The sequence below is a fragment of the Paenibacillus sp. J31P13 genome (assembly GCF_056269295.1).
The window spans coordinates 1,101,514-1,122,388 of sequence record NZ_JBWDNR010000001.1 but is presented as its reverse complement, the minus strand read 5'-3'; the positions used below and the strand labels follow the sequence as shown (position 1 = coordinate 1,122,388).

At 46.6% G+C, this 20,875-nt stretch carries 19 protein-coding genes; 1 reads left to right on the top strand and 18 read right to left on the bottom strand.

The genetic code is table 11. The features are described 5' to 3' along the window. Window positions 1-51 precede the first annotated feature (51 nt). From AC0YOD_RS05120 to AC0YOD_RS05070, 11 genes are all read right to left on the bottom strand, one after another. On the bottom strand, window positions 52-1,533 hold the full coding sequence (locus tag AC0YOD_RS05120) for an extracellular solute-binding protein (protein ID WP_475798144.1): 1,482 nt from the start codon (window positions 1,531-1,533) through the stop codon (window positions 52-54). 104 nt (window positions 1,534-1,637) lie between these two features. After that, on the bottom strand, window positions 1,638-2,507 hold the full coding sequence (locus AC0YOD_RS05115) for a carbohydrate ABC transporter permease (protein WP_475798143.1): 870 nt from the start codon (window positions 2,505-2,507) through the stop codon (window positions 1,638-1,640). Window positions 2,508-2,531: 24 nt separating this feature from the next. Beyond that, complete coding sequence (locus AC0YOD_RS05110; protein WP_475798142.1) at window positions 2,532-3,488, bottom strand: ABC transporter permease; 957 nt, start codon at window positions 3,486-3,488, stop codon at window positions 2,532-2,534. Window positions 3,489-3,791: 303 nt separating this feature from the next. Beyond that, window positions 3,792-5,396 (bottom strand): response regulator transcription factor, encoded by a 1,605-nt coding sequence (locus AC0YOD_RS05105; protein WP_475798141.1) that lies wholly within the window; start codon window positions 5,394-5,396, stop codon window positions 3,792-3,794. Next, window positions 5,393-7,264: a cache domain-containing sensor histidine kinase gene (locus tag AC0YOD_RS05100; protein ID WP_475798140.1), complete on the bottom strand. Its 1,872-nt coding sequence runs from the start codon at window positions 7,262-7,264 to the stop codon at window positions 5,393-5,395. Before AC0YOD_RS05100 ends, AC0YOD_RS05105 begins: the two co-directional genes overlap by 4 nt. A 2-nt stretch (window positions 7,265-7,266) precedes the next feature. After that, window positions 7,267-8,796: an extracellular solute-binding protein gene (locus AC0YOD_RS05095; RefSeq protein ID WP_475798139.1), complete on the bottom strand. Its 1,530-nt coding sequence runs from the start codon at window positions 8,794-8,796 to the stop codon at window positions 7,267-7,269. Window positions 8,797-8,994: 198 nt separating this feature from the next. Beyond that, window positions 8,995-9,177, bottom strand: a complete 183-nt coding sequence (locus AC0YOD_RS05090) for a hypothetical protein (RefSeq protein WP_475798138.1) — start codon at window positions 9,175-9,177, stop codon at window positions 8,995-8,997. A gap of 48 nt (window positions 9,178-9,225) precedes the next feature. Continuing rightward, window positions 9,226-10,107, bottom strand: a complete 882-nt coding sequence (locus AC0YOD_RS05085) for a sugar phosphate isomerase/epimerase family protein (protein ID WP_475798137.1) — start codon at window positions 10,105-10,107, stop codon at window positions 9,226-9,228. Window positions 10,108-10,125: 18 nt separating this feature from the next. Continuing rightward, on the bottom strand, window positions 10,126-11,190 hold the full coding sequence (locus AC0YOD_RS05080) for a Gfo/Idh/MocA family protein (RefSeq protein ID WP_475798136.1): 1,065 nt from the start codon (window positions 11,188-11,190) through the stop codon (window positions 10,126-10,128). 29 nt (window positions 11,191-11,219) lie between these two features. After that, a complete protein-coding gene (locus AC0YOD_RS05075; protein ID WP_475798135.1) occupies window positions 11,220-12,794 on the bottom strand; it encodes an FAD-dependent oxidoreductase in 1,575 nt (524 codons plus the stop codon). A 19-nt stretch (window positions 12,795-12,813) separates the two neighbouring features. Beyond that, a complete protein-coding gene (locus AC0YOD_RS05070) occupies window positions 12,814-13,632 on the bottom strand; it encodes a sugar phosphate isomerase/epimerase family protein (protein ID WP_475798134.1) in 819 nt (272 codons plus the stop codon). 410 nt (window positions 13,633-14,042) lie between these two features. On the opposite strand from AC0YOD_RS05070, the gene AC0YOD_RS05065 reads away from it, so the two are divergent. Further along, window positions 14,043-14,372 carry a hypothetical protein gene (locus AC0YOD_RS05065; RefSeq protein WP_475798133.1) on the top strand — a complete coding sequence of 110 codons (330 nt, stop codon included), beginning with the start codon at window positions 14,043-14,045 and terminating at the stop codon, window positions 14,370-14,372. A gap of 84 nt (window positions 14,373-14,456) precedes the next feature. On the opposite strand, the gene AC0YOD_RS05060 is transcribed toward AC0YOD_RS05065, so the two are convergent. The 7 genes from AC0YOD_RS05060 to fsa form a co-directional block, all read right to left on the bottom strand. Then, the gene (locus AC0YOD_RS05060) at window positions 14,457-15,689 is read right to left on the bottom strand and encodes an aminopeptidase (RefSeq protein ID WP_475798132.1); all 1,233 of its coding nucleotides are present in this window, start codon (window positions 15,687-15,689) and stop codon (window positions 14,457-14,459) included. A 183-nt stretch (window positions 15,690-15,872) separates the two neighbouring features. After that, window positions 15,873-16,103 carry a hypothetical protein gene (locus tag AC0YOD_RS05055; RefSeq protein WP_475798131.1) on the bottom strand — a complete coding sequence of 77 codons (231 nt, stop codon included), beginning with the start codon at window positions 16,101-16,103 and terminating at the stop codon, window positions 15,873-15,875. A 181-nt stretch (window positions 16,104-16,284) separates the two neighbouring features. After that, window positions 16,285-16,773, bottom strand: a complete 489-nt coding sequence (locus tag AC0YOD_RS05050) for a DinB family protein (RefSeq protein WP_475798130.1) — start codon at window positions 16,771-16,773, stop codon at window positions 16,285-16,287. A 73-nt stretch (window positions 16,774-16,846) separates the two neighbouring features. Further along, on the bottom strand, window positions 16,847-17,791 hold the full coding sequence (locus AC0YOD_RS05045; RefSeq protein ID WP_475798129.1) for a helix-turn-helix transcriptional regulator: 945 nt from the start codon (window positions 17,789-17,791) through the stop codon (window positions 16,847-16,849). 65 nt (window positions 17,792-17,856) lie between these two features. Beyond that, window positions 17,857-18,402 carry a GNAT family N-acetyltransferase gene (locus AC0YOD_RS05040; RefSeq protein WP_475798128.1) on the bottom strand — a complete coding sequence of 182 codons (546 nt, stop codon included), beginning with the start codon at window positions 18,400-18,402 and terminating at the stop codon, window positions 17,857-17,859. A 292-nt stretch (window positions 18,403-18,694) separates the two neighbouring features. Further along, window positions 18,695-20,149 (bottom strand): NADP-dependent phosphogluconate dehydrogenase, encoded by a 1,455-nt coding sequence (gene gndA, locus AC0YOD_RS05035; RefSeq protein WP_475798372.1) that lies wholly within the window; start codon window positions 20,147-20,149, stop codon window positions 18,695-18,697. Window positions 20,150-20,169: 20 nt separating this feature from the next. Continuing rightward, on the bottom strand, window positions 20,170-20,838 hold the full coding sequence (fsa, locus tag AC0YOD_RS05030; RefSeq protein WP_475798127.1) for a fructose-6-phosphate aldolase: 669 nt from the start codon (window positions 20,836-20,838) through the stop codon (window positions 20,170-20,172). Window positions 20,839-20,875 lie beyond the last annotated feature (37 nt).

Below are 20,875 nucleotides of genomic sequence, written 5' to 3'. Positions count from 1 at the left end.
GCGATTCGCAGCTGCCCCTTTGCCATCAAGCCTACGTGTGTAGGCAAGCCATTATTTTGAAATGGTCTGATACCATTCGTTCGCTTCCTTAACGGATTCCGCGCCGCCTTCGGACTTCCATTGAGCCAGGAAGGTATCGTAGCTGTCTATAGATTGAGCACCTGCGATATACATCAGCACCGTGTCGTCCAGCAGCTTCGTCAGCTTTTGCTTGTTTTTGGATACCGCATCGATCGGCGGAGCAATCGACATCGGATCAACGACAATATTGCCTTTCTTCGCGTTTTCCTGAAACGCCTCATAGTAACTTTGCAGCACAGGGTCCTTCCGAACGCGCGCCTGCCAGTAAGTCGGATAATCATATTCGTTGACCCCGGTCATGTAAGAGCTTGCATTGGTCAAATCATCGTTGAACTTGGGCAAAATTGGATAATACTTGCCATCCTTCACTTCGTGATGAACGCCTTCCTCACCAATCGCGAGCTTAATGAAGATATCCTTCTTCAGCTTGGTATCGAGCAGCTTGATCGCGTGCTCCTTTTGCTTGGATATCTTCGGTATCGCAATAAACCAAGTGGTAGCCAGGTTGACGCCAATTGATGATTTGCCATCCTTGCCTGCTAAGTAAGGAATAATTCCGATTTTGGCTTCAGGGAAGTTTTTGACAAGGGCGGCTTCTGCGCTAGAAGCACTCCACCAAGCCAGCTTGAACATCGCGGCATTGCCGCTGGAAAATTTCTCAATCGCTTTCGCACTAGTATTGATCGGCATTTCAGAATCCAGCAGCCCTTCGCTATAGAGCTTGTTCATATAAGTCAAAAATTCCTTCATCTGCGGCAGCTCTGCTTTATGCAGAAGCTTTCCATCCACATCGTTCCAGTCGTTCAGAACCCCGAACGCCGCTGCAATATCTCCGTAGATGGAATCCTTTGATCCCGTTAACGGAACAATATTTTTGGCCTTCTTGATTGCTTTCAACACCTCATACAGCTCATCCGGCGTTTTCGGGTTCTGCAAGCCCAGTTCATCCATCCAATCCTGACGGACAACCAGTTCCTCGCCTACGCTAATGCCAGAGCCCGTCTCCGGTATAGCATAGATTTTGCCGTCGATCGTAACGCTTTCCCATGAATCTTCCTTAATCGCGGCTTTAATATTAGGGCCTTGACTTTCGATTAGATCATTCAGCGGCTCCAGCGCGCCTGCCATTGCCAGCTTGTAGAACTGGGCAGAACCCAGCTTCATGATATCGAAGTTTTGCTTGTTCGCAACCATCAAATTCAGCTTTTCATCGGCATTTTCGGCCGGAAGCATTTCATAGGTAACCTTGTAGCCGGTCGCTTCTTCTATGTTTTTAGCAACCGGATCCGTGTTTGGATCGAACAGGCTGTACTGCATCAACATAGTGAGGTTGGGATTGCCTTCGCCATCTCCTCCTGAGCCGCTGCTCGGAGCTGGAGTGGTATTGTTGCCGCATGCGGCAAGAGCAAGAGCAAATACAAGGACTATGGCCAACCAAGAACCTTTTTTCATAGAGTACCCTCCCGAATTTGTGTTTTAAGCCAAACTGCATTACCCTTCCGTTGCCCACTATCGTAACAAGCTGACAGCATCACCGCCTTTCATGTCCGATGGGTTTAACCTTTCACTGAACCTACCAGCACACCTTTGACAAAATATTTCTGCAAGAACGGATAAACCATCAGGATCGGCATCGTAGCTAGCAATATTGAAGCTGCCTGAATGGATTGTGGCGTTTTGTTCAGCGCCGCATCCACGTTATCCTTCAAAAACTCGCTGCTGGAGGAAACCAACAGTTCCTTTAGGTACAGCTGCAGCGGCTTGAAATCCTGATTGGTAATGTAGATCATCGATGTAAAATAATCGTTCCAGAACGCCACCGCAAAAAACAGCGCAATGGTTGCCAACACGGGAAGCGACAGCGGCAAAACAATGGAGAACAAAATTCGAATGTTGCTTGCTCCGTCCAGCTTGGCGGATTCCTCCAGCCCGTCCGGCAGCCCTTCAAAGTAATTTTTGATAATCAGCATGTTGAAAACGTTGATAGCCGCTGGCAGGAATAGAATAGGAAACTGGTTGACAAGTCCGATTGTCTGCATGAGCAGGTAGGTAGGAATCAGGCCGCCGCTGAACAGCATCGTGAAGATAAACATCAGCAGAAACCATTTTCTTCCTCGAAGCTGAATGCGAGATAAGGGGTACGCCGTAATGGTAGTGAGGAACAACCCTAACGCCGTCCCCACAATGGCCAGAAGAATCGAATTCTTCAAAGAGTTAAGGAACATGGCGTTCTTGAGCACATACATGTACGTTCCAGTCTGAAAGCCAATGGGCAGCAAATTGACCTTGCCGGAGATGACCGCCGCTTCGCTGCTGAACGATTTGGCGATCAGGTTAACGAACGGCAGCAGCGTCGTCAGACCTACTAGTATGAAAAATAAATAGTTGCAGAAATTGAACAGCTTCTCCGAAAACGATGTTTTCATGGTCACAGCAATCTCCCCTTTCAGTTACCAAATCCCGCGTTGCAGGTATTTGCGGCTAAGCGCATTGCCCGCCAAGACGAGTGTGAAGGAAATAACGGATTCAAATACGCCAACAGCGGTCGTGAAGCTGTAGTCCTGATTGCCGAGGCCCATTCGATACACATAGGTGCCGATGACATCTGACACCTTGTATACAGTGGGATTGTACATGACAAGAATTTGCTCGGTGCCAGCCTCCAGAATGCTGCCCAGCCTCAGAATAAACATCAGCAATATAATTGGGGCGATGCCTGGCAGCGTAATGTGCCATAGCTGCTTCAACCTTCCTGCTCCGTCAATCTTAGCCGCTTCGTACAAGCCAGGATCGATCGTGGCGAAGGCCGCAAGATATACGATGGTACTCCACCCCGTCTCCTTCCAACCCGCTGAGGTAATCAGAACGCCGCGGAACACGCTATTGTCTAGGAAAAACGAGATCGGCTCCATGCCGATCATAGCCATTACCTTATTGACCAAACCGCCGTTGCTGGACAGCATGTCGATAAATAAGCCGCTTACGATGACCCAGGACAGAAAATGCGGTAAATAGATAACGGTCTGAATTGCACGCTTGAATAGCATCCGCCTGAGCTCGTTCATCAGCAGGGCAATGAGGATCGGCAGCGGAAACAAGATACCGATCTTCAGAAAACTGAGAATAACGGTGTTTTGAAAAACATGCAGAAAATCGGGAGAGTTGAATAGTTTGGCAAAATGCTTCCATCCCACCCACGGGCTTGCATTATAGCCATCAAAGATATTGAAATCCTTAAAGGCAATGGTGATGCCATACATTGGGGCGTATTTGAATAGCAAGAGAAACAAAATTCCAGGGACAAGAAGTGCATATAAATCCCAATCCCGTTTGACATCGGCAGCAAGCCGTTTGACATAATTGCGTTTAGCCTGGGGCTTATCCAGTGGAGCCGTTGCGCTTTTCATTGTATTCCCCCTCGATTTGATGCTTTCTACCTAAAATTGTAGTATTCATCGCTCAAGGTTGGTAGAGTAATGCCATTACTATTTATGGTACTTTGATGTTTGATTTCCTCACAGAGAAGCGTAAACGGCTGTTGTGATCTTTTCATGGCTAAGTCCTTACGGGTGAAATAGAAGATGACTTGATTTTGTAAGACCTATTAATTCTTCTAAAAAAAAGACAAAAACGCTTTCTATAGATGAAAGCGTTTTTGTCTTTTAAATTATTTATTTGGTTTTACACACCAGCATAATCAGGAGCAACTGTCATACCTTAACGCCACCTGGATTGACACCCCAATATTTTCGAAACACCTTTGTGAAATAGCTCACATCCCGGTAGCCCACCAGACGAGCGGCATCGTACACCTTTCCCCCATTCTGAAGAACGGTTTTGGCCTTTTCCATCTTGCGCTCCAGCACATACGTCGAAAACGGTACACCTGTCTCCTGCTTAAACAGTCGACTCAAGTAAGATGAATTGATAAAAAGACGGTCTGCAACCGTATGCAGCGTAATATCCTGATCGATTTCCTGATTGACAATAGATAGAATGGAGCGTACCACTCCGTTGCTGGTTGTCTTCCGCTGATGCTGCAAGTAATCGCAGATGCGGCCAGTCAAGCGGACCAGCCAGGCCCGGATCTGCTTCTTCGTCGCCAGCAGCCTGATGTTCTCGAAATAAATCATATCCTCTCCTGCTACGCAGCCAATCCGCCAGCCCTGCTTCTGAATCATTCGGATATACAGACTGCTCAAATAAAGCACGGCTTCATGGACCTCTTCCGCAGTCTCCACGGACTCCAGGCTCTTGTCCCACAATCCTTGAAGCGCCTCTAGCGCCTTGGCTTCGTCAGCGGTTTCCAATGCGATCTCCAGTGCTTTCTCCAGCCCCTGTTGCACCTGAACCCCCTGTTCCTTACGGCCAAGCTCGCGGTAAGGAATGGCGATGTCGCACCCGTATACAATACGCTCCTGCAAGGCACGGCAAGCTTCGGCATACAGCGCACTCATGCTGCCAATACCTCCGGCCGCAGCGCAAATGCCCGCGCTGGCTGTCAACCCAAGCGTCTCCCGGGTCCGCGACAGCAGTTGGACGACCGATGCCTGTACGCGCAAGGCGCTGTCTCCCGGCTCCTCCTCGCGCCGCAGCACAAAAACAAGGAGCGTATAACCCTGAGGGTCAGGGCAGACCCAACAGGAGGTAGGCAGCATTTCTCTCGCTAGACACTGCAACGAGAAACGCCACATAGGAGCATCCTCCGCCCGAAAGCAACCCTCCCCTTCCGGTAACGGGTCAATATCCACCACCGCAACTGCGATTCGGTCCGACTCTTCAAGGTTAATCTGATAATCGCTGCCTCTTAGCAGCACCTCGCTAACGTCGTAGTCGCCTGCTGCCCACTGCCGGATAAAACTGCTTTGCAGATGGGGAAGATGCTCACGCCACTTCACCTTCAGCTCTGCCTGCTCGCGCCACTGCTCCATCTCATCTCGCAGCTGCTTTGCCGCTTCCAGTACAGCACCCAATATTTCCTCTTCAGCCGCGGGCTTAAGCAAATACTTGGACACCCCTAAAGCTATGGCATCCTGAGCGAAGCCAAAGTTGTCATGCCCGCTCAATATAATCAGTTTCAGCTGCACGCCGTTGTCTTGACATTCCCTAAGCTTCCTCACCAGTGTCAGCCCGTCCATCTCCGGCATCTGGACATCAATCAGCATAATGTCAGGTCGCTTCCGCTCCATCAACGCCAGTGCCTCTACTCCGTTGGCAGCCAGTCCGACCACCTCGATGCCATGCTCCTCCCAAGGGATATTATTGGCCAATCCCAACCTAAGCCGCAGCTCATCTTCAACAATCATCAAATTCATGCGGATCGCTCTCCTTTTTCAAGAGTATGGTGAGTCAAAGCACGAAAGCTTTCCTTGCATTGATCCAGCGGCAGCGAAATGGTGACTGAGGTGCCAATTCCTTGCACACTTTCGATGATCAATTCGGCATCTTTGCCGTAATAAAGCTTAATGCGAGTCATTACATTGCGCAGACCGAACAAGTCGCCCGTCTCCTCATCCTCCAGCGAAAACAGATTTGCCTCACGCCGTCCCAAGCGCTTCATTTCTTCTTGAATGTAGGCGAGCCGCTGTGGATTTATCCCCGAGCCATTGTCTCGGACTGTGACCTGAACGGTCTCTCCGGAAAGAACCCTGCCGGAAATAACAAGTAATCCGCCTTCCATTTTCCCCTCCATACCATGCAGAATAGCGTTTTCCACAAGCGGCTGCAGCAGCAGCTTCAGAATCGGGATGGGGCGGCAATCCTCCTGAATGTCGTATTCCACTTCAAAGCTGTCCAAAAAACGGATTTGCTGAATGCGAATATAATAATGCAGATGCGACAAACTTTCGTCAATTGTAAATACATCCTTGCCCTTGTTCAAACTCAGACGGAAAAATCGGGACAAATTCAGTACCATCTCACTGATTTCATCCGCCTCGTAATTTTTGGCTGTCCAGTTGATTGAATCCAGCGTATTATAAAGAAAATGAGGGTTAATCTGAGTTTGCAGAAATTGAAGCTCCGTCTTGGCCAGTCTTAGCTGCTGCTCGTAATGCTCTTCAATCAGCCGCTTCTGGTCTACTACCATCCGATTAAACGCTTCCGTCAAATAACCCAGCTCATCGTGCCGTGTATTCTCCAGATGCACATTCATATTGCCCGTACCCAGACGCTTCATGCCCTTGAACAGCTTGTCAAGCGGAGAAGCGATACCGATATAAACGAGCCAGGAAATGCCCAGCGCCAGAAGGACGCTTACAAAAATAATGGCTAACGTATACAACCGAAGCTGATCTGTTTTGGCGTACAGCTCTTTTTTGGGCTGAATCAGCGTCAGCCGCCATTTGGAATACTCCGAATCGATAGAAACCGTCATCTCCGCATCTGTCGTACGCGGAAGGCCAGGCATGCCCCCGCCCTCATCCAGCGTATGCTCAGCGCCGTCAAGCTTACCTGTCCCGGCAATCAATTTGCCTGTATCGCTGTGCAAATAAATGGTAGCCGAAGGCGATGGGAGCAGCGATTTCATCAGATTGATCAGCTTGCTTTTGTCCACTGTAATAATGACAACATCCGCTCTGCGATTGTTATTGTACAAATCCATGGTTCGCAGCAGCGATACGCTATCCGTATTAATTAAGCTTCCGAAGTTCGTATTGCCCGCAATCGGCTCCTCCGCAAGCAGATAAGTGATTTCCGTTCCGCTTGTAATCGCCGTATTCTCAAGCCATTGCTGCTGCTCGGGGCTGCTCAGCCTTCTACCTCCATAATTTGTCGATATCATCATATGGGAGGGCTGATGATACAATGATATTTGCGATACGATATGATTAATAGAGTTTACATTCGACAGCTGCTTAAGCAGCATCGAAAAATCGACGATGGAGAGCGGCGACAATTCCGCTCCGTTATCCGCAAGCAGCTTGATAAACACAGGGTCTGTTGCAATCAGCGTCGAAATCTCCTCCACATTTTGCAAAGTCAAATCAATATAGTCCATAGCAGAATTCAGCACTGTGCTTGAACGCTCCACGGCTTGGTCATGCAGAATGCTGCGGGAACGATCGACGGCAAACAAGCTTACCAACACGAGCGGCAGTAAAATCAACAAAAAATAGCAAGTTAGCCGAAACTGGATTTTGCGGGAAAAGCGATCCCGAAACCACTTGACGGGATTCCTCATGCTTATCTCCCCTCTCCGGCGCTCAAGCGGGCATCGTACCATTGATTAACCTCCGCTGTAACCTCTGAGCCACCCTCGCGGTACCACTCATCCACAAAGCTGTCGAACTCATCCAGCGGAACGATGCCCATCACGATTTGTGTAAAAATGTCCTCAAGCTCCTCTAAATGTCCGGCATACTTGCTCATCGCCGGTGTTGGAATTCCGTAAAATTCATTTTTGATTAAATTTTGTTCAATCATTTGCAAATTATCGTATAAATGAAAGTCGCCAAGCGAATCCAATCGAGCCTTGGCCATAACAGGATCAATTACATCGACGAGCGACTGGTAGATACCCCTGTACAAATGCTTGTCATGCTGTTCAAAATCAGTGACCATTTTTCCATTTTTCATTGACCAAATCTCACCTTCAAAACCAAGCTTCAACGTCTCCCTGCCCTCACCCACGATGAAATTAAGCAGCTTTACCACTTCTTCGGGATGTTTCTTATCGACTGGCACCACGTTGTAGCCACGGATCAAATCATTGTTGTACACGCCGCTGTGCCCCTCCGGACCAACGGGATACTCCAGCGGAATCCATTCCGCCTTTGGATCTTTCTTTTTGTTCAACGCGATGGGACCGCGCGTATCGTACCAAGTCGCGGAGAACATGCCGACCTTTCCATTTTCGATTTTTTCGATAAAGGCATTGTTGCGGTTAAGCGGAAATTCCTGATCTATCAGACCTTCCCGGTAAAGCTTAGCCAAAAAAGAGAGCGCTTGCTTGGTCTCCGGCAGCGTACTGCCATTAACCAGCTTTCCATCTCGCGCCACCCAAGAATTCAATTGAACGCCAAATGCACCAAAAAAAGGCGCAGTCCGCCCCATGTCCTCCAATAAAATAAGGCCCATCGTATCATTGAGCCCATTCTGGTCAGGATCCTCCTGAGCAAAGGCACGCATGACTTCATAATATTCATCCAGCGTCTTAGGCGGCTGCAGCCCTAGATTATCAAGCCAATCCTTCCGCACATACATTAACTCGATGCCCTGTACGTCTGTTAAACTTGGGATGCCGTAAATTTTTCCGTCGTAGCGCATTCTATCCCATGCCTCTTCAGGAATGAGCTCCTTCAGGTCTTGTCCATATTTGTTGATATAGTCGTCAAGCGGCATAAAAGCCCCTTTTTTGACGTATTCGTCAAACCAAACCGGGTTAAAGGTGTGAATCAGATCTGGTAGATTTCCGGAAGCCATAATAACATTCAGCTTTTCTTCGTAAACTTCCTGAGGGGGAATGCTGACTCGCAAGTCCAGTCCTGTGCGTTCCTTTATATAGTTTATATAAGGATTATCGTTTTCGTCCAAACCATCCGGGAATACCATACCCAGGTCGTTAATGACCATGGAAATCGCGACACGGCTCTGCGGAGTGGGCACCGGCTGTCCCAACTTCTCCCACTCGCTGCAGCCTGCGACCGTCGCAGTTACCATCAACAACGCTATCATCCGAACAATCAAATGGCAGTTGAACCTTTTGCGCTCCATAGCTCCCCCTCCAGCTTTCCCGGAATGCCTCCGGTATTTCACCCTATTCAACTTCTTGTTCAAGCAAGCGCTAGATTGCGACGCATAACCGGCGAAACAGATTCCTTCCCACCTGCCGACTGCTTCTCGTTTTGTTGAATATAATAACACAATAAGTAATATATACGGGAGATAATAAGTTAATTTTGATTAAAACTATTATTTGATGTAATAAAACCGAACATTAATTAAAGCGGTTCCATAAATATAGAATAAATAGAAGCGGCTGTCCTTACGGCTATTCGAACTTTGCAGGCTGTCGAGCCCATCCAATTCTAATTGCCGCTTCAGCAACCGCTTTGCGTCCCACCTTGCAAATGTAAATAAATCTATTGCTTCCATTGTACTTCAAACAAACGCCTGATTAAATCTCCGATTCAATAACAGGGGCTAGCGGTAGTTCTTGATAAATTGAACCGCTTTGCGAATATCGGTCTCCGGCTGATCCAAGGCTTCGCGTTCAATGGTCAGATAGCCATTATATCCAATTTCCTTTAACGCCGTAAAGTATCTGTCGAAATCAACATTCCCTTCGCCAAGCGGCAGCTCGCGGAAAAATTGTCCCGAGCTTACCATCTCCGCAATTTTGGCGTGATCCATCGGCTCATAGCCAAACGCACCGTATACCATGCGTGGATCCACCGCCTTGCGACGTATGCCGTCTTTGACATGGGTGTGCACGACATAATCCTTAAGCAGCCGAACGCCTTCCGCCGGATCATCGCCCGTCACCATCACCATATTGGCAGGATCAAAGTTGACAGATACCCCTCTGCCTCCCAGCGTATCCAGAAAACCTTTCAGATGAGCCGCCGTCTCGGGGCCGGTCTCGATAGCGAAATACGCCTTCATGCTGCTGGCATATTCATTCAGCTCGCGGCAAGCCTCCTGCATGACAGCGAATACCTCACCATCCCGATCCTCCGGCACGATCCCGATGTGAGTCGTTACAATTGTTGTGCCGAGGTCCAGCGCCAAATCGAGAATCCGCTTTGATTTCTCTACTTTTTCCTCGTTAACAGAATTATCCTGGAAGCCGTGGCCGCCTAAGTCGCCGCAAAGCGCGCTGATTTCCAGCCCTAAAGAAGCGATATAAGCCTTTAGCTCCCTGCGGGCGGCGGCGCCCAGATTAGCGGGGTCCATCTCGCCTGAAACGGCATAGATTTGCACCCCCTCCGCACCAACCTCCTTCGCCTTCTTCAGCCCCTCCCTAACGCCGACGCCAAAGCTATCTACAATGACGCCTATGGGATTTCTGATTATTACAGACATGCTGATTCCACGCCTCCCCTAATCGAAATGGATTTCCTTGCCCAGTGTTGCCGATTCGTACACGCCGCAAAGTATTTTCATGATTTCAACGCCGTCCTGAACCGGACTGATGGTGCTTTTCTTCCCTTGGCAAACCTCCACAAAATAATGAATTTCATCCTGGAAGCCCTGCACAAATTCGAATGAGAGATTGTCAATTTGCGGCGTGGAGTTCAGAATCGTGTCATACTTCTCTGTAATCAGAGTCAGCTCTGGCTCCAGTTCAACGCCGCCTTTTTCGCCATAGAGCTTTACCGTCAGCTCATCCTGCTTCGCATGCAGCGTAAAGCTGACATCGACCAGCAGCGACGCCCCGTTCTCAAAGCGCACCAACGCATTGGCCATATCCTCAACTGTGTTCAGTGCTGCATCATAATCGGCTGCCTTATAGAACTTTAAGTTTTTCACATTGGAGCGATTGCCTAAACGATTGTAGGTGTTGCCGCTAATGGATTTGACCTTTGGCTTGCCCATCAAATACCAGCAAAGATCGATGACGTGAACACCGATATCGATCAGTGGGCCGCCTCCGGAGCGCTCCACATCGGCGAACCATCCGCCAGGGTTGCCCAGCTTGCGAATACAAGATGCTTTGGCGTAATAAATCGGACCGATTTCACCATTGTCTAAGAATGCTTTTACAATCCGCGTATTGGAGGCATACCGGCGGACGAAACCTACCTGCAGCGTCTTGCCGGATTCCTTGACAGCCGCTTCGACAGCCAGAGCCTCTTCCACCGTTTTGCTAAGCGGCTTTTCGCAAAGCACATGCTTGCCTGCCTTCAGAGCGGCGATACTGATTTCCGCATGGGTGTTGTTCCAGGTACAGATGCTGACCGCATCAATATCCGGGTTGGCCAGCAGTTCGTTGTAGTCGGTGTATACGTGGGGGATGTCATATTTCTCCGCTTTTGCCTTCGCCCGTTCTTCCTTTAAGTCGCAGACGGCGACCAGCACGGCATTAACGTTTTTGCTATAGGAGCCAAAGTGCATTTCTGATATGGAGCCTGCTCCGATTACGCCAATTCGAGTAGGATTGCTCATTGCCATTTCTCCTCATTAGTTAATTTGGTTTAAACTGCGCGCAGCGCAGGCCACTCCAGCTCAATGCCCTCAGCAGCAAGTAGCTTCTGGTAATCGGCAAGCTCCGTCTCCGAAGAGCGGACATCACTTGGTGTCAAGCCCCGATCCAGGCAGAAGCTGGCACAATAGCCCGCTGCCTCGCCTATATTCCATTCCACCGGATGAAGCCGATAGCAGCCGTTTGTAATATGAGTTGTCCCGATATTTTTGCAAGCAGCGAGCAGATTGTTCACTCTCACCGGGATGAGACTGCCTAAAGGAATCTGGAATGGCAGCGAAGATATATCAATATAGGGTTGGTTTTCCGTGCTGGGATGCAGATCAATGCGGTAACAGCCGATGCCCACTGAATCCTTGAAATACTCCGCACTGCCGTCAGGACGGCATTCCGTTGCAACATGCTGCTCCAAAATCGTAAACTCCGCCTTGATTCGGCGCGACTCCCGAATGTACGGATACATAGCAAGCCCATCTTCCGTCCCCACTACATCGGGACGAAGCCTTAGTCCAGGATAACCTTTCGCCCCATCTGGGCGAGGAGCCTCTGTCTGCATCCAATAGAGCAACGACAGGCTAAGCTGCTTCGCCTCGTTCAAGTGACGCTCCCTATCTTCCGGCTTTACATCGATAATAGAGCCCAGCCAATAATCATTCTGCGGCCAGTTGACCAGCGAAATAGAACTATTGTAGGTACCGGGAACGTAGTGCTCCTTCTCAGCGATTTGACGATATTTGAACAGCGAAAACGCGCCTTCGCCAGGGAAGAGCCCATACTGTACTGGCTGCATTGTTGCTGGCTTGACGCCGGTCCAGCTTAGCAGACGATCCGGCCAGAAATCCGCCTTGTATTCCTTCCAGAAATCATAGAGCTCCGGCTTCGTAATTGTATGATCCTCGCCTTCCAAATAATCGATAGCGAAGCAATAAGTAAAGCCCTGCATATCTTGTGGCAGCGCCTCGCCCTCTACGGCATGTGGCTCCTCGGTTTCTTGGCGTGCTTCCGCACCCGTGACGTATTCCACGCCAGCCAGCGGAAGCAGATCACCGCATTCCGTAGCGTCGATAAAATAAGGAGCTTTCAGCAGCACGGTATGTCCGCTCTCCAAACTTTTAACCGTCACCGAAACGATGGCGTCGCCATCGCAACGGGCGCTCACTGGAACATGGCGGCGCAAAATCGTCAATTGCCCGCTATGTACATAAGGAGCAAGCTGACGCTCCAGAACGGCAAGCGCGGCACGCGGCTCGTGACATAAACGGCTGACCGTACCGCCTCCTGGGTTAAGCTGTTCATTCTCCCGCGCCGCTGTCGTCAATGGAAAGGCATCCCGGTAATAAGCGCGGATATCCTCGCGAAAGCGGCGATAGCTCCGGGTGCAGCCGAAGGACTCGATCCAAGGATGCTCGTCAGGCGGAACCGCCTGACTAGTTAATTGACCGCCGATCCATTCAGTCTCCTCCGTCATGATGACGGTTTTGCCCGACTTCGCCGCTGCCAGTGCCGCCGCAACTCCTCCCGTACTTCCTCCAACAACTACGATATCGGCTGTTGCTTCTCTTTCCATGCGCTTATCTCCTTTGGGTTTATATAATGGTTGCAAAGTAATCATAGCTGCGCCGAATACCTTCCGCCTCGCTGCCTACACCTTCATATTCAAGAACAAACGCTCCGCGGTAGCCATTCTCCACCAGCTTGTTCACCATTTTCTTCAATTCAACATCACCGTCTCCCAGGCTGATCCCTTCAAAAGCTTTGCCTCCGAGAGACTTGTAGCGCCCGTCTTCACGCATTTCAAAATCCTTGAAATGGACATGCGCGACATAGGGGAGCAGCGTATCCAGCGCAGCTGTAGGATGCTCGTCTACGAGCAGAAAATTACCAGTATCAAACGTGGATCGAAGAGCTGGAGAACCAACCCGATCGATGATCGTTTTGACCTGCTCGCCGCTTCCCGCCAACTTTCCGTGGTTTTCCAAACAGAGAACCAATCCTTCCTTCTCAGCGCCTGCAGCAGCTTCTTTCAGTCCATCCACAATCCAATCCAGCGCTTCTTCATAGGTTGCGATGTCGCTGAGGTTGCCGGAGAACACGCGGATGACATTCGTTCCCAGTAACTTTGCAACAGGGTAGGCATCCGTAATCTCCTTCAGCGCCACTGCTCGTTCATCCTCAGTTGCCTTGATGAAATCATTGGCTACCGCGTAGCTAGACACCTTGATGCCATTATCTCTCACAAATGCAAGCACGCTTGGCAGTTCCTCCAGAACGTCCTTCCAGAACACATTCAACAGCTCGACATCCTTGATCCCTTCATCCTTGCAAAAGGATAGAAAATCCAGTACCTTCCATCCGTTTTCTCTCACGGTTCTGTGCATGCTCCACATGCTAAGTGACAGCTTCATTCTGCAACTCCCTCCACGCTCTGTTATGGCCTCGCTTTATTGCTCGGCAACCCTATTGCTTGCTGCTTAACACCATTGTAAAAGTTGCCACCCGGCATAAATAGGGTAGACCGATGACCATTTTTGGTAACTTGATGCGATAATCTCTCCATTCGTTACAGGAACGTTTATTTAGCACGTATCTAGCATGACAAAACTACTGCCAACTCCGTGGTGCAACTGCGACACTAGTAACCGGATGGCTATAACCTTCTTAGTAGGGCACGAATGTCTTTCCAGGTTATGATGGAATGCTCTCACGTATGAAGACTTCTAAATAGCAGGATCATTCAACAGGTCGTCAGGCTTGGCAACGCATATTTTTGACATACGGGCCGATAGGCATGATTCTCATCACTTGTTAAGGTCAGGTGAATGCCTATATCATCTATCCCTTTTTGATGATCAGCCCGATCGCTTCCCTTGCTGCAGCACAAGGCATCATTATGGAGGCTGATGTTTTTTTGAATGGTTTCATACCCGCGGGACAGCAAATAGGGACGCAAACACATGATGTGTTTGCGTCCCTATTTGTTAATAGTTGGGATAAGGAACAATGGAAGTTCCTTGCGTGCGCAGCCTTATTTGTAGTCAACTTGTGCTATCCTGTACTTTTGCAAGCACACTTAGCTATGCTTTTTAAGAAAAAACTACTTATTTCTGTTTTAAATCACTTTTTTATACAAAAGTTATTCAAATAGTAATTATCATAAAAAAGGTACTATTTCAGTAGTTTATCGACCAAAATAGTACCTTTTCATTTATACAATTATAATTGGATTAAGTTAGAATGCCCAATTTCCGTTGCGGAAAATAGGCTCGAGTTTGCCATCCTGCGTCAAACCATCAATATTCAAATGTTGTGAGCCAATCATGAAATCCTCATGTGTAAGACTTCTGTTTGCGCCATGAGATAGCAGCTCTTCAGGAGACATTGACGTACCGCCTTTAATGTTAACCGGATACGCTTGACCTAATGCTAAATGACATGAGGCATTTTCATCATATAGTGTATTAAAGAAGATCACATTTGAGTTTGAAATCGGAGAATCATGTGGGACTAGAGCGATTTCTCCCAAATGTCTTGCCCCATCATCCGTGTTCAACAAATTACTTAGCGTTTCATAACCCTGCTCAGCGGAAAAATCAATTACTTTCCCCGCCTTAAATGTTAAGGAGAAGCCGCTTATTACCTGTCCGTTATAGTTTAATGGCTTAGTACTGCTTACGACACCATTCACACCATCCCTGTGAGGCATGGTGAATACCTCTTCGGTTGGCATATTCGGATTGAAGTAGATTCCCATGCTATTGGCTTTAGACCCACCTAACCAGATATGATCATCTGGCAGATCTACAGTTAAGCTAGTTCCTGGTGCCTCGTACTGAAGTTGTTTATACCGTTTATCATTAAGTACATTAACCATTTTCATTAGCTTTGCATTATGTTCTCTCCATGCTTGAACGGGATCTTCAAGTCCAATACGAGTTGCATCAATAATTCGTTCCCAAAGTTTCTGAACAGCTGCTTCAGGCGTCGTATTCGGAAAAACTTTACTTGCCCATTCCGGTGTCGCATAAGAGATGAGAGTCCATGCATTTTTATGATTCATAAGTGCACCGCGATAGTTACTTAGCGCTGTTGATGCTGTCTTAGAAGCAGTAGCAACACGAGTAGGATCCGCATCGTTTAGTAGGTCCGGGTTCGGAGAGTATATTTGTATAAATGCCGCCCCCTCTTCTGCAAAATCTTCCCAAGCTTTGGCACGCCACATTGGATACTCTGTGAATGCTTCCTCAGGCGCTTGCTTGAACTTTATACGCGACAATTCCTCATCGTTATACTCTACATGTACGTTCTTTGCACCGACCGCATAAGCCTTCGATGCAATAAGACGTACTAGTGGAGCAGCAGTAATAGGAGCCATAACAACAACCGTTTGTCCTTCTTGGACATTAACGCCAACTTGAACAGCTAATGCTGCGTAATTTTCTAATTGCAGTTGTGTAGGATACATACAGGTACACCATCCTCTTTCATGTAAAAATAAATTTATCAATCAATTGCCTTCTTCTACTATAATACTATTAGCGGAAATGCTCAAAAAAAACAGAAGGTAAGCACTTTTTACTAAAAGTGCTTACCTTTCCATTACTCTAAAGCTTGTTTAACGGCTTTTCTTCTTTATTTATGCGAAATGTTATGCTTCATCTGTTAAGTATTTCTCACGTTCAATTCGTTTTTTTTCTCGAAAATGACTAATGGCAGCCAAGCATTGTTCCGTTTCCATATTCCAAAACTCATTTTGTGTATGACCTTTTGCAAATGCAAATATACTGTCAATCATTTCACCAAAACTAATCTCTCTGTTTTCATCCCAGCATAATGCTAGTAGTTTAGTTATTTCATGTAACTGTGTAGAGTCGCGCATGGTTTCCCCCCCATAGTTGTACTCTCTTAAACATAGCTTCATTTCAATAACAAAACAAGATTAAAGCGCAATAATCTTCGTTTCTACATTATGTGACTTATTTATTCCCATTTTCTTCAATTACTTCGCGGTTTATCTTATCTTTTCATGGAGAGGGAAAATGTTTGGCAAGCATCCGCTATTATTGGTACAGTACGAAAAATTGCAGCTCATGTCCCTGTTGTTTCAAATAATTATAGAGCTGTGAACGGTGATGGAAGATATGCGTAACGATTTCAATCAACCATTTAATCTGAACTGCCCCGTGTTCGAGGTAAAAGGCACGCGTTGATTTATTAAGCAGCTCATCTTCCGTCAGCGAAGTCATGTACGCCTTTAACACTTCATAATTGGTTCGCATCTGGTTCGCCAATTCCTCAGGATTGGTCATTTCGTTAACAGCGGTTTCAACCTTTTCCACTTCCTCCTGAGTAGATTCTTTAAGTATAGCTAGATCAGAGGCAGGAATAGAAACAAGATGATGCACAAGCTGCAGCAAATTCCGCATATTGTCTTGTGGCTGATACACCCATTCCTCCGGCTTAATACGCTTAATTAGAGCCTCACTCGTCCTAACAGAAAGATCAAGCTCCTCAAATAAATGATCACGAATTTGTAAAACACCGCTCATGAATAACAATCCCTTCTCTTATGTATTTTAATTTCCATTAATCTAGTATAACCAATTACATATAATTGAAATGTTATACTTTATATTCCTGATAGCGACTGCATATTTGACTTGCCAATTGATAGATCTCTTTTTTTAATGAAAGCGGCTCCAAAACCTCAGCATCTAATCCAAGCGTATAGAAAAACTTTATGGCCCATGCCCACTCTGCTTCCGGACACATAAACGAAAGCTCCCATTCATTCTCACTAACATGCTTCACATACTCGCCAATATCCGGATCCTGTTCCGCAAGCAAGGCTCCTCGGTAAGTTAGTTTTGCAATTACTTGGATGGAACGCGAGTTCGTTTCTGATTTTCTTTTGACCATTTCGGCTTTGCATTTATCGGATTGAGACTTGTCCAGAGTCTCCAGCTGATCGAACCGATCGGCGCGGAAAGTACGCTTCTCCTGATGTTGAATGGAATAAGCCTCACAGTACCAAAATCCGTGTGCCGTGTATACCCGAAGGGGTAACAGATGGAGCCATCTCTGATGCTTTTCCGAACGATAATGTACATGAATCCATGATGATTCCGCTGCTAACCTCAGTAGCTCTGGTAAAAACGGAACTTTATAGCTGCGATTCGGAACATCGATATCCAAATGATTCAGTATGGGTTCGACTTGCTCCAAGATACTTGGCGGCATGATCGCTGTAATTTTATTCATCATGGTCCAGCGCGCCTGATTGAATGGTGTATCTGCAAGCTTTGTCAACGCATTCAGTGCAAACAATAAAGTTAATGCTTCTTGGGAATCAAAATGAAGTGGAGGCAATTTATAGCCATCCATCAGATGAAATCCACCATTAGGACCAGATGTCGCATAAAGAGGTATGCCCATCTCAGATAAAGCTTCCATGTCCCTGAGAATGGTTCTTTTGGACACTTCTAATTTGTCAGCTAATGATTGCGCAGTCATCGTTTTCTGCTGCAATGCGATCAGGATAGCCATATGCCTATCGATCCTTTTCAAAACGCCACGTTCTCCTTTCCAATAACAGAGTAACATAGCTTTGGTGACACTATGCTTGTCATCAATTATTGAAGCAACTTTTCATATATACTGAAACCATTCGTTTCACCTTTGTATGTATAACCGCATCGCTTATAAAAGAGGTTAAGCTTTTCATTGTTGGCAATGCAATCCAGTCTGATTCGGTCCTTACCTGTAAACTGGATTCCTTTTCCAGTCCACGATACTATTTCAGCGCCTAGTCCCTTGCCAGCGTATAGACGATTGACAACCAAACGATGCAAATATACAGCGTTCCCTTTGCTTGTCGCCTCTTCTCCCCAAAGCCCTCTATCCCAGTCGCTAGGGTGCTGCTGCAAAATGACGGAGCCTGCTAATTCCTTCTCTCCTGTTTTACGAAAAGCAAATACTTCTCCATGTTCAATCGCTCTCACAAGATTATGTTTATCTTTCCCATGAAGCATTTCACCCCATTGCGTTGAGCCCATACTATTCAACCATCTTGCTGTTTGTAAATTCAATTCACGAACGATCAACTCATCCTCAGAACCAGCCTGAAAAGCATATATGTCGTTGTTAATATAAGGATTTATGATCTTTGAAGTACCCATACTACACCTCGTTTGTTCTATTATAAAAAAACTCATTTGTACAATAAATGCCTCGATCAAGTGGTTTCTCTCTCGAAAAGTATACCATCCTTACAGCCAAGATGCATGCAGCAACCCACTCGATGCTTATCCGATATATATCATAGTAGTTTAAGTCAATTTTGGACTTGTATTCTAAAAAAGCGGCAGCCAAAGACAAGTAAATAATGTCCTGGCTGCCGCTTCTATAATGAAATAAGACTATACCCTCATTCCATATTATTTCGAAAATAATCAATAAGTTCTACCTTAACTATTCGTTTTTGTTCATCCACTGAAAATGGAAGCTTCCCTCTTTATCTAGACGCTGGATCGTATGCGCTCCAAAATAATCCCTTTGTGCTTGCAGTAAATTCGCTGGCAGTCTCTCTGAACGATAGCTGTCATAATAAGCTAAAGCAGAAGCAAAAGCAGGAACAGGAATTCCTCTTGTAACGGCCATTGCTATGACTTTTCTCCAAGCATCTTGGTAGTTATCTACGATCTCGCCGAAGTATTCATCCAAGAACAGGTTGCTTAGGTTCGGATTCCGGTCATAGGCATCTTTTATATTTTGCAGAAATCTTGCTCGAATAATACAGCCTCCGCGGAATATCATTGAAATTTTACCATAATTCAAATCCCAATTGTATTCGTCTGATGCAGCTCTCATTTGCGCAAAGCCTTGCGCATAAGAAGCAATTTTGCTTGTATACAAGGCTTTGCGTACTGCCTCGATGAACTCCTTAGGATCGCCGTCATAAGCGGTTACAGCTGGACCCTTCAGCTTCTTGCTTGCAGCTACGCGTTCCTCTTTCATAGCAGAGATAAAGCGTGCAAATACGGATTCAGTAATAATCGATAGTGGAACGCCCAAATCTAATGCGCTCTGACTCGTCCATTTACCTGTTCCTTTTTGCCCTGCCGAATCCAGAATGACATCCACCATTGGTTTGCCGGTATCTGGATCTATTTTCTTGAAAATATCAGCGGTAATCTCGATCAAATAGCTGTCCAGCTCACCGTTGTTCCATTCCGTGAAAATGTCATGCAACTGGTTTGTGCTTAAGTTTAGTACATCCTTCAGTAGATGATAAGCTTCACCGATGAGCTGCATATCGCCATACTCGATTCCGTTGTGCACCATTTTGACATAATGACCAGCGCCATCTTCTCCAATGTAAGTCGAGCAAGGCTCGCCGTTTACTTTAGCAGATATGGCTGTAAGGATCGATTCTACCAGCTCATACGCATCTTTTTGTCCGCCTGGCATAATAGCAGGGCCGTTCAACGCACCTTCTTCTCCGCCAGAAACACCTGCACCGATGAAACGGAAGCCTTGAGCTTGGAGATCTTTGTTTCTTCGTTGTGTATCTGGGAAATATGCGTTTCCACCGTCAATCAATATATCTCCTTGATCTAGAAAAGGCAGAAGCTGATTAATCGTATCATCAGTTGGTTGACCTGCTTTGACCATGATTAGGATTTTACGCGGTGTCTCCAGCGATTGGACAAATTCTTCGACGTTATACGTTCCGACGAAATCTTTCCCTTTTGCTTCTTCCAATAGTTCTTTTGTTTTCTCTGCTGAACGGTTGTAAACGGCAACTGAGAAACCTTTACTTTCAATATTCAAGGCAAGATTTTTACCCATGACGGCTAAACCTATTACGCCAATTTGTTGTTTTTTCATTTGTAGTACCTCCTGTCTTACTTTGCTCTCATAGATAAAAAATTTACAAGCTTAGCTTAGATTTGCACTGTTTTTTTCCAATCAGCAGCGAATTTCTCCATACCTTGATCCGTTAGAGGATGTTTGGAAATTTGTTCAATGACTGAGAAAGGAATGGTTGCGATATGTGCGCCAGCCATTGCTACACGTGTCACATGATCCGGATGACGAACGGATGCTGCAATAATTTGAGCATCTAGATTATGCGTACGGAACAATTCAGCAATTTTCGTAACCAGCAGTACACCGTCTTCTGAGATATCATCCAAACGACCAAGGAACGGAGAAACATAAGTGGCGCCAGCTCGAGCAGCTAATAGTGCTTGGTTCACGGTGAAGATCAATGTTACGTTAGTTTTTACACCTTTCTTCGTCAGGTAGCGGCATGCTTCCAAACCAGCCAACGTCATCGGAAGCTTAATGGTGATGTTTTTATCATTGTTATTGATTTTGATCAATTCATTCGCTTGTGCGATCATATCCTCAGCTGTTTCTGCATCTGGCGTTACTTCAGCCGAAACGGATTCAACATCAGGCACTTCGCGTAAAATCTCAGCGATTCGATCTTCAAACTTCACGCCTTCTTTGGCAACCAAAGACGGGTTTGTCGTAACTCCAGATAAGACGCCGATTTTATAAGCCTTTTTGATATCTACCAGATTCGCAGTGTCGATAAAGAATTTCATAGTTATTACCTCCATTTTTTGTGGTCATAATTTAAAT

Coding starts and splice junctions, on each gene's coding strand:
- AC0YOD_RS05120 (WP_475798144.1), bottom strand. CDS start 1,533: ATGAAAAAAGGTTCTTGGTTGGCCATAGTCCTTGTATTTGCTCTTGCT.
- AC0YOD_RS05115 (WP_475798143.1), bottom strand. CDS start 2,507: ATGAAAACATCGTTTTCGGAGAAGCTGTTCAATTTCTGCAACTATTTA.
- AC0YOD_RS05110 (WP_475798142.1), bottom strand. CDS start 3,488: ATGAAAAGCGCAACGGCTCCACTGGATAAGCCCCAGGCTAAACGCAAT.
- AC0YOD_RS05105 (WP_475798141.1), bottom strand. CDS start 5,396: ATGAATTTGATGATTGTTGAAGATGAGCTGCGGCTTAGGTTGGGATTG.
- AC0YOD_RS05100 (WP_475798140.1), bottom strand. CDS start 7,264: ATGAGGAATCCCGTCAAGTGGTTTCGGGATCGCTTTTCCCGCAAAATC.
- AC0YOD_RS05095 (WP_475798139.1), bottom strand. CDS start 8,796: ATGGAGCGCAAAAGGTTCAACTGCCATTTGATTGTTCGGATGATAGCG.
- AC0YOD_RS05090 (WP_475798138.1), bottom strand. CDS start 9,177: ATGGAAGCAATAGATTTATTTACATTTGCAAGGTGGGACGCAAAGCGG.
- AC0YOD_RS05085 (WP_475798137.1), bottom strand. CDS start 10,107: ATGTCTGTAATAATCAGAAATCCCATAGGCGTCATTGTAGATAGCTTT.
- AC0YOD_RS05080 (WP_475798136.1), bottom strand. CDS start 11,190: ATGAGCAATCCTACTCGAATTGGCGTAATCGGAGCAGGCTCCATATCA.
- AC0YOD_RS05075 (WP_475798135.1), bottom strand. CDS start 12,794: ATGGAAAGAGAAGCAACAGCCGATATCGTAGTTGTTGGAGGAAGTACG.
- AC0YOD_RS05070 (WP_475798134.1), bottom strand. CDS start 13,632: ATGAAGCTGTCACTTAGCATGTGGAGCATGCACAGAACCGTGAGAGAA.
- AC0YOD_RS05060 (WP_475798132.1), bottom strand. CDS start 15,689: ATGTATCCTACACAACTGCAATTAGAAAATTACGCAGCATTAGCTGTT.
- AC0YOD_RS05055 (WP_475798131.1), bottom strand. CDS start 16,103: ATGCGCGACTCTACACAGTTACATGAAATAACTAAACTACTAGCATTA.
- AC0YOD_RS05050 (WP_475798130.1), bottom strand. CDS start 16,773: ATGAGCGGTGTTTTACAAATTCGTGATCATTTATTTGAGGAGCTTGAT.
- AC0YOD_RS05040 (WP_475798128.1), bottom strand. CDS start 18,402: ATGGGTACTTCAAAGATCATAAATCCTTATATTAACAACGACATATAT.
- fsa (WP_475798127.1), bottom strand. CDS start 20,838: ATGAAATTCTTTATCGACACTGCGAATCTGGTAGATATCAAAAAGGCT.